This window comes from Streptomyces sp. NPDC059524 (genome assembly GCF_042749255.1).
GTDB lineage: Bacteria > Actinomycetota > Actinomycetes > Streptomycetales > Streptomycetaceae > Streptomyces > Streptomyces xanthii.
This window is the reverse complement of the sequence record NZ_JBHYTK010000097.1, coordinates 19,961-30,087: the sequence shown is the minus strand read 5'-3', so window position 1 is coordinate 30,087 and position 10,127 is coordinate 19,961. Positions and strand designations below refer to the sequence as shown.

At 69.5% G+C, this 10,127-nt stretch carries 12 protein-coding genes and 1 pseudogene; 7 read left to right on the top strand and 6 right to left on the bottom strand.

Annotated features, from left to right (window positions below; translation table 11 throughout):
- Positions 1–317 precede the first annotated feature (317 nt).
- Complete coding sequence (locus ACFW9D_RS24875) at positions 318–2,213, top strand: DUF3289 family protein (RefSeq protein ID WP_384624983.1); 1,896 nt, start codon at positions 318–320, stop codon at positions 2,211–2,213.
- Positions 2,214–2,277: 64 nt separating this feature from the next.
- Positions 2,278–2,799: a hypothetical protein gene (locus ACFW9D_RS24870; RefSeq protein ID WP_384624980.1), complete on the top strand. Its 522-nt coding sequence runs from the start codon at positions 2,278–2,280 to the stop codon at positions 2,797–2,799.
- Positions 2,800–2,851: 52 nt separating this feature from the next.
- On the opposite strand, the gene ACFW9D_RS24865 is transcribed toward ACFW9D_RS24870, so the two are convergent.
- Positions 2,852–3,313: a MarR family winged helix-turn-helix transcriptional regulator gene (locus ACFW9D_RS24865; RefSeq protein ID WP_384624977.1), complete on the bottom strand. Its 462-nt coding sequence runs from the start codon at positions 3,311–3,313 to the stop codon at positions 2,852–2,854.
- Positions 3,314–3,422: 109 nt separating this feature from the next.
- Here ACFW9D_RS24865 and ACFW9D_RS24860 point away from each other — a divergent pair, with 109 nt between their 5' ends.
- Together ACFW9D_RS24860 and ACFW9D_RS24855 are read left to right on the top strand one after the other, a co-directional pair.
- Positions 3,423–4,346: an alpha/beta hydrolase gene (locus tag ACFW9D_RS24860; protein WP_384624975.1), complete on the top strand. Its 924-nt coding sequence runs from the start codon at positions 3,423–3,425 to the stop codon at positions 4,344–4,346.
- 68 nt (positions 4,347–4,414) lie between these two features.
- Entirely contained in the window at positions 4,415–4,732 is a 318-nt protein-coding gene (locus ACFW9D_RS24855; protein ID WP_384624972.1) for a DUF6221 family protein, read from the top strand.
- Between the two features lie 139 nt (positions 4,733–4,871).
- On the opposite strand, the gene ACFW9D_RS24850 is transcribed toward ACFW9D_RS24855, so the two are convergent.
- The gene (locus tag ACFW9D_RS24850; RefSeq protein WP_384624969.1) at positions 4,872–5,285 is read right to left on the bottom strand and encodes a hypothetical protein; all 414 of its coding nucleotides are present in this window, start codon (positions 5,283–5,285) and stop codon (positions 4,872–4,874) included.
- A 145-nt stretch (positions 5,286–5,430) separates the two neighbouring features.
- Between ACFW9D_RS24850 and ACFW9D_RS24845 the strand changes: the two are divergent.
- Positions 5,431–5,659, top strand: a pseudogene (locus ACFW9D_RS24845) (IS5/IS1182 family transposase); the annotation flags it as partial.
- 40 nt (positions 5,660–5,699) lie between these two features.
- Here the strand turns inward: ACFW9D_RS24845 and ACFW9D_RS24840 are convergent.
- The 3 genes from ACFW9D_RS24840 to ACFW9D_RS24830 form a co-directional block, all read right to left on the bottom strand.
- A complete protein-coding gene (locus ACFW9D_RS24840) occupies positions 5,700–6,464 on the bottom strand; it encodes a GNAT family N-acetyltransferase (protein ID WP_384624986.1) in 765 nt (254 codons plus the stop codon).
- A gap of 322 nt (positions 6,465–6,786) precedes the next feature.
- Positions 6,787–7,032, bottom strand: a complete 246-nt coding sequence (locus ACFW9D_RS24835) for a hypothetical protein (protein ID WP_384624966.1) — start codon at positions 7,030–7,032, stop codon at positions 6,787–6,789.
- Between the two features lie 86 nt (positions 7,033–7,118).
- Positions 7,119–7,472, bottom strand: coding sequence for an IMP cyclohydrolase (locus ACFW9D_RS24830; protein WP_384624963.1), 354 nt, complete (start codon positions 7,470–7,472; stop codon positions 7,119–7,121).
- 211 nt (positions 7,473–7,683) lie between these two features.
- On the opposite strand from ACFW9D_RS24830, the gene ACFW9D_RS24825 reads away from it, so the two are divergent.
- A complete protein-coding gene (locus tag ACFW9D_RS24825; protein ID WP_384624961.1) occupies positions 7,684–8,172 on the top strand; it encodes a DUF4265 domain-containing protein in 489 nt (162 codons plus the stop codon).
- Between the two features lie 108 nt (positions 8,173–8,280).
- Complete coding sequence (locus ACFW9D_RS24820; RefSeq protein WP_384624958.1) at positions 8,281–9,114, top strand: NDP-sugar synthase; 834 nt, start codon at positions 8,281–8,283, stop codon at positions 9,112–9,114.
- Positions 9,115–9,132: 18 nt separating this feature from the next.
- Here the strand turns inward: ACFW9D_RS24820 and ACFW9D_RS24815 are convergent, their stop codons facing one another.
- Positions 9,133–9,912, bottom strand: coding sequence for an NPP1 family protein (locus ACFW9D_RS24815; protein ID WP_384624955.1), 780 nt, complete (start codon positions 9,910–9,912; stop codon positions 9,133–9,135).
- Between the last annotated feature and the right edge of the window lie 215 nt (positions 9,913–10,127).

Sequence of the window (10,127 nt, the reverse complement as noted above, 5' to 3'; positions counted from 1 at the left end):
GCTCTCCGCAATCCCCCGAACCGTGAGCGTGGCGGTCCGCCCGACCCCCGCGGGCCGCCCCAAGACCCCCCGGAACGAGTGTTTGGTGTAACCCACCCCGGCCCCGTCCACCGGCCCCGCCCCCGGCCCCCCCCCCGGCGGCGGCGGGGCCCCGCGACGGGGCGACGCTCTACCGCGACGACACCGTCGATGTCTCCTACCGCCAGGTCGCCCCCGGCGACGCGGCGTGGAGCCAGGTTCCGGCCGCCCTCCGAGGCAGAGCGACAGAAGGTTCGTACGTCGCCCGGCTCCAGCTCGAGAACGTCTCCGATCACCCCGTGTCCAAGTGGTCGCTGACCTTCGAGCTCTCCGACCGCGTCACGGACACCTCCGCCGCAAAGCTCGCCGCACCCCAGGACGCGCGCACGACGCTCCAGGGCGTCGGCCCCACGAACACCCTCCAGCCGGGCAGGACCGAAACCGTCTGGTACAGCGCCGATCCCGGCGCCGAGGCCGACACCCCGACCTGGGCGTCGTTCGCCAAGCACGGCATCTCGCCGACGGAGGACACCGACGGCGACCGCCTCCCCGACGACCTGGAGGTGCGCGCCAAGCTCGACCCCAAGTCGGAGGACACGGACGGCGACGGCATCTCCGACTTCGCCGAGCTCGGCTACCGGTTCAGCTCACCGCTCTGGGCCGACACCGACGGCGACGGCACCAAGGACGGCGCCGAGGACCCCGACAAGGACGGCCTCACGACCGCCCGCGAGCTCGGGCTCCGCACCACGCCCACCCGCGCCGACAGCGACCAGGACGGCCTCTCGGACGCCCGCGAGCTGAAGCTCCGCACGGAGCCCACCAAGGCCGACACCGACGGCGACGGCGTCCAGGACGGCGAGGAGACGAGGCTCCACGCCTCCCCCCGCGCCAAGAACTCCGTCTTCGACGTGACGCGTCGCGCGGACGGCGGTGCCACCACCGCCGAGGCCACGCTGAAGGGCCTGCGCGCCAAGCAGGTCGGCGGTTTCCAGGTCACCAGGCTCCCGGCCGGGCAGCGGGAGTTCCCTAAGTCCACTCCGGGCTACCTCGGCAGCGGCTTCCAGCTCTCCGCCCCCGCGGACGGCGCCGCACGGCTCACCTTCCGCCTCGACCCCGGCCGTTCGGAGAGCATCGCACCGGCCCTCTACCGCTACGACGAGAAGGCCCGCCACCTCGTCAAGCAGTCGGGCCAGCAGCTCAGCGGCGATGCCATCACGGTGACGGCCGACGGCTCCGCCAAGTACGTCGTCCTCGACAGCCGCGCCTTCGACAAGGCGGGCCCCAAGGCCCCGGGCAAGCGCGTCCTCTCCGACGGCCCCAGCGACGGCGGCGACCCCGGCGACCCGCCCCCGACCGACATGCTCATCCACCAGTCGGCCTTCCGCGAGGGTCACCGCAAGGCCCCCGACCCCCAGAACCCGCCCGTGCCGGCCGATCCGCGCGTCGCCGACGACCTCACCTTCAACGACTACGACTTCGGTGAACTCACCGACCTCGACTGGGAGTTCTGGGTCGCCCGCATCACGCCCGAGTCCTGGATGTGGGCCGAGTTCAACGACATCATGAACTTCGGCAAGCTCGGAGCCGACGCCGACCACGCCCAGTCCGTCGACGACCTCCGCAATGCCTTCCGGTACGGCCGCGACGGCCAGAGTGCGGGCACGGTCACCGTCGACGACAACTTCGACCCCGGCCGCTACCTCTACCGCGGCTCCGGCACGGCCCTCTCCCGCGCGGTCGGCGCCTCACCGCAGGAGAAGGCGTACACCGACAAGGCCGGCCAGATCATCAAACAGTCCCTCATCGACAACAAGGGCCGCACCGATCAGCTCAAGGTCCAGGAGGACCTCACCAAGAACTTCCTCTTCCAGGAGTTCCTCCGCCAGGATGTGAAGTACCCGGTGTACGACTTCTCCCTCTGGGACGGCAACCAGCGCGCCCTCTCCATCGCGATCCACCAGTTCCACGGCCAGACGATCGCGCTGAAGGAGTACAAGGTCGAGGGCAACTCCTTCTCCGGCAAGCTCGTCTTCCACTCCTACGACCACTTCGGTCTCGACCCGGACGACGAGATCACGGCGTACGGCTTCATCGACTGGTTTACGCTCCAGCACTATGACCGGTTCGATGGGAAGTACCCCCCGGCGATCGCGCAGGCGGATATCGAGATCCCCATCAGCGGCACGTTCTGACCTCGCCGGCCCGAAGCCCCACAGGCGCTCGCCGGGCCGGGTCCTGGCCGTCACGCTGCTTGTCGTGACCGCCGGGTACCTGGCCTGGCGGGTCGCCGTCCTCGCCGGCCTGGAGGCCCACTTCGGCAGCGGCCTCGACGAGCAGCGCTTCAACCGGCTGCAGCAGGAGTACGACCGCCGCGAGGACGCCTTCGACCGGGCCGACGCCAGGATGCGGAAGGTGATCGCGGCACACCCCCGCGCCGAACGCATCGACTGGAGCCGCTACAAGACCTGCGTCCGTGAGCCCGGCCGCCCCTCCGACACGTGCACGACGACGCCCCCGCGCGACCAGAAGGTGTACGACGCGCTCTGGGGCGTCAGCGTGATCCTCTACCAGCCCAAGGACGAGGGCCGCACGTTCTACCGCTTCTACCACGAGGACCCGCCGCGCTACACGATCATGCACGCCCCCGAGGACACCGCCGAGGAGGCCGAGGAGTACGCGGACGCCCACGGCTTCCGCTCCGTCCGTGCCCTCGGTCCGGGGTGGACGATCCTCGGGCCGATCGACGACATCGGCCGCGAGGAGAAGCAGTTCCCGTAGGAGGACTCTCGGAACGCTCGGTCACACACGATCGCTGATCATCGAGCCGCACTCAGGGAGTCACGCTGCTCCCTGGCTGGCCCTGGCCGTCCTCCTCGAGGTTCGCGCGGAGGGCGGCCAGGGTGGTGGCGAGGTGTTGGCGATCGGCAGCGGAGACCGTCCGCGTCAATGAGGCCAGTGCACCCTCCACCACGGGCCCGGAAGCGGCCAGCACCTTCTCGCCCTCGGGCGTGAGGCGCAGCACGGAGGAACGGCGGTCGTGCGGGTGCGCGACGCGTACGCACCAGCCGGCGGCCACCAACCGGTCGACCGCCTTGCTGGCGGCTCCGACCGTGATCGCCACCTCGGCCACGATGTCGAGCACACGGCACCCGTCCACCCGGTCGATGATCTGCAGGAACTCGAACTGGCCGAGCGTCAGGCCGTGTTCGGCGCGCAGCCGGGCGCCGACCGCGTTGTAGAGCCGGGTCTCCACGCGGACGAGATCGAGGAAGAGCGGAGTGATGTGGCTCACAAAACCTCCGATAGATTCCTGGGAATCATCTTCCCTGGAAGGCGGTTGGACACGAGCAGATGGATTCCGAGGAATCCATTCTCGCATCCCGACCTGATGGAGGCCCGCCATGTCCCGACAGCAGCGCCAAGCCCTGGACGCCCTGCTCCGCTCCGTCCCGCGCAGCGAAACCCCGCCGTCCCCCGCCGAACTGCGCACCGGATTCGCCGCCGCCATGACGCGACCCGCACCGGCCGGCGTCGCCGTCCGCAGAACCGTCCTGGGCGGGCGTCCCGCCCTGGAACTGGAGCCAGCCGGAGCGGCCGATCGCGGTCGGTTGCTCTACCTCCACGGCGGCGGCTACGTCATCGGCTCGCCGGACACCCATACCGGCCTGGTCGGTGAACTCGCCGCGCGGACCGGGCTGCGTGCCACCTCCGTGGACTACCGACTGGCACCCGAGCACCCCTTCCCCGCCGCGGTCGACGACGGACTCGCCGCCTACCGCGACCTCCTGGCCACCGGCACCGACCCACGCGAGCTCGTCGTGGCCGGCGACTCGGCCGGCGGCGGCCTGAGCATCGCCACCCTCCTCGCCGCCCGCGAGGCGGGACTGCCGCAACCTGCCGCCGTGGTGGTCTTCTCCCCCTGGGTCGACCTCACCCTCTCCGGAGCCAGCATGCGCACCAAGCAGGACGCCGACCCGATCTTCACCGAGGCCGACGTGCGCGCGTACGCGGACCTCTACATCGGCGACGGCGACCGTAGCCACCCTCTGGCGAGCCCGGTGTTCGCCGACCTCTCCGGCCTGCCCCCGCTGCTCGTACAGGTCGGGGCGAACGAGGTCCTCCTCGACGACTCCGTGCGCCTCGCCGCCCGCGCCGGCGCCGCCGACGTCGAGGCCACCCTCGAGATCGGCGCCGGCCTCCCCCACGTCTACCAGACCGAGCACGGACGCCTCGACGAGGCGGACGCCGCACTCGACCGCGCCGCCCGGTTCCTCACCTCCCACCTCCCCACCCTGGTGGCAGCCGGCCACACACACGAACACTGACCGCCTCACACCGGCCCAGGCAGACCGCGGCAGCCCATCACGGTGACCCTCACCGCGAGAATGTCCCTATGACTGATGAGCTGGTGAGGTTCATTGAGGCGCGTCTGAACGAGGAAGCCGACTTGGCCCGCCGCTGCGACGCTGACGCATGCGGCGAGTGGTCCGCCCACGGAGACACAGTGGACTTCTGCCAGGTTGACCTCTCTGGCTTTCACCCCACGATTGCCCTGCATGTGGCGCTCCACGACCCAGCCCGCGTCATGCGGGAGGTCGAGGCCAAGCGGCGCCTTCTGGCCCGCCATGCCCGCGAACCCTGGCCATGCCACAACTTGCGTGACCTTGCTTCGCCCTACGCCGACCACCCGGACTTCCCCGCTCGAGGCTGAAGCAGCCACCGAGACGAGTTCTCACCACGGCACGCCCAGCCTGACGTCATCCGCGCAACTCGACCTCACAGCTGGGCAGCCACTCCCTCTCAGGACGAGAGGCGGGAAGTGCGGGCCGGGCAGGTAAGCCCGTGACGCATCAGCCAGGGTTCGCCCCGATGAGGAACCAAGCCAACACGGCCACCCCGACGGGCACCGCGACAAGGTAGCTGACGAGAGCGCCAACGCCCGGATCAACCAGCGCGGGAAAGGCCCAGTTCAGTACCGCGGTCACGAGCAGCCATGCCGTCACCAGCGCGAGGAGAGCGGCAACGGCAGCGAGTCGGCGCGGCGGGCCCGCTGCTCGGTACAACTCCGCCGGAGGCTCGACTGTGAACACGAACGTCACGACGACTGCGACATCTGTGTCGGGCAGCCAGCCAAACGGCCACCCCACCAGACCCATCACTCCGCAGGCAGCGAGGGCGGCCAACTCCAGCCCGACAGTGGACTTCACCGGGTCCCACCAGGAACGCCGGACCGAGCCGCTCGCAGCGTTCTCTTCATCGGCCACATCGCCAGAGTAGCCATCGGCAGGGCGGACGTCGCCTCATGCGCCGAGGCTCATTTCCGCGGACTCCAACTATTCGAGCCCGGTTCGTGGCGGGCCGTTCTCGGCCGCGCCGAGGAGTGACATCAGGCCTAGCTGTGGAGCCGCGCCGAGCCCCGGCAACCGCATCGGCTGCCGAGCGTGGGCGGAATCCGGTGCGAAGGGCGCCGTCGGCACCACGATGACCATCGCAGACGGAGGCTGTCCGGGTACCGGCCTGGTAATTCCCCACCGCCATGCAAAAGGCCAAGCCGAACTGCGGGGCTCGAAGGCAAGAGCACGATCCCTCCCACAGACAGGTCAGGGGCCTTGTCGAGCGCGCCTTCGCCCGGATGAAGGCCAGGCGTTGGGGAGGAGCGAAGCGGTTGCCTTGACGGGTCAGGGGGTGAGGGCGTACTCGGTGAACTGGCCGCCGACGGTGAACCCGAGGCGGCGGTAGACAGGTTCTCCGTCGCCGGACGCCTGGAGCACCGCGGTCTCGTACCCCGCTTCCCGGGCGGTGTGCAGGGTGGCCGCGGTGATGGCGCCGCCATAGCCGCGGCGGCGGTCGGTGGCGACTGCGGCGATGTTGTAGATGCCGGCGACACCCGCGTGCAGGAAGACCTCGGCCGAGCAGACGGGACGGCCGTCGACGTAGCCGACCATGTAGCGGGCGGGGCAGTCGGCGGTGAGGGCCGAATCGGCGGCGCCGGCGAAGAACTGGCGTACCGTGGCTGCCGGCGGGTTCCAGTTCGCGGCGAGGACTGTGGCGTAGTCGGCGAGCTGTTCCGGAGTGGTGGCCGGGCGGATCTCCAGGCCGTCCACGTGCGCGTCGGGGAGGGAACCGCGCAGGTCCTTCCACATGCCCGCCTCAGTTTCCGACGCCTCCAGGCCGGCGGCCTGAAGATGCTCGGCGAGGTTGTCCGGCGTGGAGGCGGGGCCCACCCACCAGGAGAAGGGGCGGCCGGTGGCGGCCAGGGTCCGGGCCGTCTCCGCGGCGCGGGCCGGGGCGGTGCCCGGGGTGAAGCGGGCCATCGCGACGATGTTGAAGGTGTCGTCGTCCAGACCGCTGTCGGCGATCAGCAGGTCGCTGGTCTCGGCGACGGACGCACCCTTCAGGGTTCGGTGCAGATGGCAGGCGTGCTCGGCGAGATTCTGCTCCATCGCGAGCGGAAGGTCGGATTCATTGACGGACAGGATGTGCATGGAGTTCATGATGATCCATCCCAGCATGCCGTCCTGGGTGCTCGCATGTCCCTTTTCAGCGCCCGCGAATGGGCTGACCAGGACCTGTCCGTCGGCGTGACGGGTCGCGCGGTCAGTGCGCGAGCGTCATGCTCACGCCTCGGTCGCAGCCCTCACCCACGACGCCACTGTGACCACACAACGCGTTCCCGGAGCAGGTGCGGCAGAAAGCGTCAAGTGATTTCAGCGAGGCCGGGCACCGCGGCTGCTCTTTGAAGCAGAATCGGTGGCCCGGCCGGTGTCAGCTCTGGGCCGGCGCTGCTTGTCGAACTTCGGCCTCCGCGAGACCACCGGGCGAGAAGACCGCGGCGGCGATCCGAAGCTCAGGCGGCAGAGAGGCCAGCTCATCGAGAAGACCGCCGCGGTTTCCGGCGCCGATGCGGACCTCAGTGAACGGGTCGCCCGTCGCGATCTCGTGCCCGTCCGAGCGATACGTAGTCATGAGCACCCCCTCACCGGGCTCCAGGTCGCTGACCTTCAGCGTCAAGCGGTTGGTCGCCGTACGTCCCCCGCTGCTGCGCCGCGCGGCGCCGAACCAGGCCCGCCCGCCGACCTGGCCGTCAGCGACGACGGTCAGCCGGGGGTGAAGATCGGCGGGTCCGGTTCGTAGTCCAGGCCGTCCAGGGCCAGGGCGGAAAACTCTCCGGAGTCGAGCCGGTCGGCGACTGTGGAGACCTGTTCGCCGTTGCCGAAGACCAGCCACTGGCCGCTCTGGCGGGCGGCGACGTAATGACGCAGATGATCGTGTGCGCTCGGTTCCGACGGGGCGACAAGCAGCGCTCCCTCCGGAGTGCGGTGCAGAGCGCGGGCCTTGGAGGCAGGGCTTCGTCCTGTGAGGAAGCACCCGCCGAGCGACTCCCCGTCCCCGGTTCGGCACCACAGCACCCCGCGTCCGGGGTAGTGGTTGTCCGCCAGTGTCTTCTTCAACCCGTTCACCGAGCTCAGCACCGCTCCGAGGTCATGGCGCCCTCGCATCATGCGAGGCCGTCGACGACATCTAAGCGAACGGGGACGCGAGGCTGTTCGCGGGGGCTGCCCTCGGACCGGGTGGATCCTTTGTTCCCGGACCTGATGACGAAACACCCTGTGTGGTCGCTCGCCGGATGATCGCGGCTGGCGCGGCGTGGATGATGGTGTGGTGATGAGCATCAGCGGCGAACACGTAAAGGTCCACTTCCGGATGGATGTGGACGAGGACGGCTGGCCGCCGGTGAGTGTGGAGAGCCTGTGGGCTGTGGACCTTGGCGATGGAACAGTTCGGTTGGACAACACGCCCTGGTTCGTCCGCGGAGTCTCCAGCGACGACATCATCCGCGTCGACCTCGATGGCGAAGGCGTGCGTTGGGCCGGTGAGACGGTCGAGAGCGCGGAGCACTGCACGATCAGGCTGATCGTTCTGAAGGACAGTGGTTCAGCTGCCGCCCGCGAATCCGTGCTGGAGACCTTTCATCGTCTCGGCACCACGGGTGAGGGAATCCAGCGGTTCGGAATGGTGGCTCTCGATGTCCCACCCGGGGCGGACCTGCCACAGATTCGGAAGCTCTTGGAGCACGGTGAGTCTGAGGGGCGGTGGCAGTGGGAAGAAGGCTGCGTCACCGCCGCTTGGCGAGCCGCAGCCACTGCCTGACCATTGCGCCTTCTCGTCGGGCCGAGGTCCAGCCGACCGGCTGCAGGGCGGCGTCTCACGGCTGGTTATTGCCGCTTTCGCCCTGGCAGTAGGGGTATGCACAGGAGCATGCTGCGATCTGTCCCGTCGACCGACACTCGCGTGTGCATGCGCTGCCCTGCCGGGTCCGCCACGGCGGACGTGACACATCTGGTCTGCGGGCGAGGTGAGCCGCCGACCGTCCGGCAGGCCGTCATCCTGGCCGGCGGAAAGGGGAGCCGACTCCTGCCGCTGACCCGTGAGCGGCCCAAGGCGATGGTGGAGGTTCACGGGGTGCCGATCCTGCGGCATCAGCTCGACTGGCTCGCCGCCTGCGGTGTCGAACATGTCGTGGTGTCCGCGGGACATCAGGCCCAGGTGATCGTCTCGTACCTCGACTCTTGTCCGTCGTCGCCACGGGCCGCGGCGGTGGTCGAGGACCGGCCGCTGGGACGTGGTGGCGGGCTGCGGCGGGCCGCGTGCACCCTGCCGTATCCGGGCGAGCCGTGGTTCGCGCTCTACGGGGACATCTGGACGTCTTTCTGCCTGTGCGCGATGAGCGCCCATCACTTGCGCAGTGGCGTCGCCGCGACCGTGGCGCTCGCCGGTCCCGGCCAGCCGGGGAGCGCGGTGGCCTGCGACGACTTGGGCCGGGTGACGGCCTTCGCCCCTACAGCCCCACGGTCGCGCCGGGTGAACGCCGGTGTGTATCTGTTCGCCTGGCGGGTCGTTGCCATGCTCCCCGAGGAAGGGGACCACGCCGACAGCACGCTGCCGCGCCTGGTCCGCGCCCGTCAGCTGGCCGGCTACACGATCGACGTGCCCTGGCAGGCAGTCAACACCCCGGCGGATGTGATCAGACTCGAACGCGATCTCGCCGCCCGACGGACCAGTTCTCGGACCGAGACCGCTCCCCCAGCATGACGTGTTCAATCCGCCCGTTCACGCATTGGGATCGAACGGGATGCCGTTCGGCTTCGTGACCGTCAGGGCGTACTGAAAGTCCCCGTCGTCAATCTTGATCGTGGCGGCACCGAAGTCTGCGGTCATCAGCTTGTCGCGGTATCCGGCCGGATAGCCTTCCCACCCGACGAGCCGAGGGTAGAACCATCCACCGGTGGCATTCTCCGCCGGCTCGTCACCCGCGCCGGCGAAGCGGAAGCAGTGCGTCGACAGGCCGTCCTTGTGATAGACGACCTTGGGATGGGTGCCGTCGAAACGGATCTGCGATCGGTCGGCCGACTGATAGCCGGAATGCTGCGAGACCGCCACATTCTGCACCGCGTTGTCGGAGACCCACACCACGACGTGTTCCCAGTCGTGCCGGTGTCCGATCGCCGCCGGGCCCCATGTCGCCTGGTCCTTCTCGAAGTAGCTGGCGTACATGATGGCGCACCAGCCGTTGTTGCATTTCGCACGCGAATAGGTGTTGGCGGCGGCGAGTTGCGCGTAGTCGTGACAGTGACCGTTGACGTCACCGCCGAGCGCCAGTCCTGGATTGATGGTCCCGTCGCTGCCGATCGCGGCCGTGGCATAACAGCCGTCGCCGTCGTAGTCGTAGGCGGGCGAGAAACTCTGCTCCACTCCGTCAGCGTTCTGCGGGAGGGGCTGCAGGACAGCAGCGTGCGCCGCCGTCGCCATGGCGACGGCCAGGACCACGGCGCCGCCCCCTGCGAGTATCGCGCGTCGCGTCCGTCGTCCATGGGGCCGCAGCATGCTCATGTACGCCTCTCCTTTGCCATGAGGTGACGGCCGGCCCGCCCGCGGAGGGCATCGCTGCCTCAAGGCCCCAGATGATTCCATCTCTTGCTCAACAGACGGAAGACCAAGGGGAGTTGAAGACGCATGTGGCGAAGTCGGGGGCAGCAGCGCGGGGGGGGGGGGGCCCCCCGGCCGGGGAGGGCCCCCCCCCGGGGGGGGTGGGCCCCGCAGTGCTG

What these genes read in the sequence shown, in the direction of transcription:
- ACFW9D_RS24840 (WP_384624986.1), bottom strand. Translation starts at nt 6,464, where the DNA reads ATGGAGCAGAATCTCGCCGAGCACGCCTGCCATCTGCACCGAACCCTG.
- ACFW9D_RS24820 (WP_384624958.1), top strand. Translation starts at nt 8,281, where the DNA reads ATGCTGCGATCTGTCCCGTCGACCGACACTCGCGTGTGCATGCGCTGC.
- ACFW9D_RS24855 (WP_384624972.1), top strand. Translation starts at nt 4,415, where the DNA reads ATGACTGATGAGCTGGTGAGGTTCATTGAGGCGCGTCTGAACGAGGAA.
- ACFW9D_RS24860 (WP_384624975.1), top strand. Translation starts at nt 3,423, where the DNA reads ATGTCCCGACAGCAGCGCCAAGCCCTGGACGCCCTGCTCCGCTCCGTC.
- ACFW9D_RS24815 (WP_384624955.1), bottom strand. Translation starts at nt 9,912, where the DNA reads ATGAGCATGCTGCGGCCCCATGGACGACGGACGCGACGCGCGATACTC.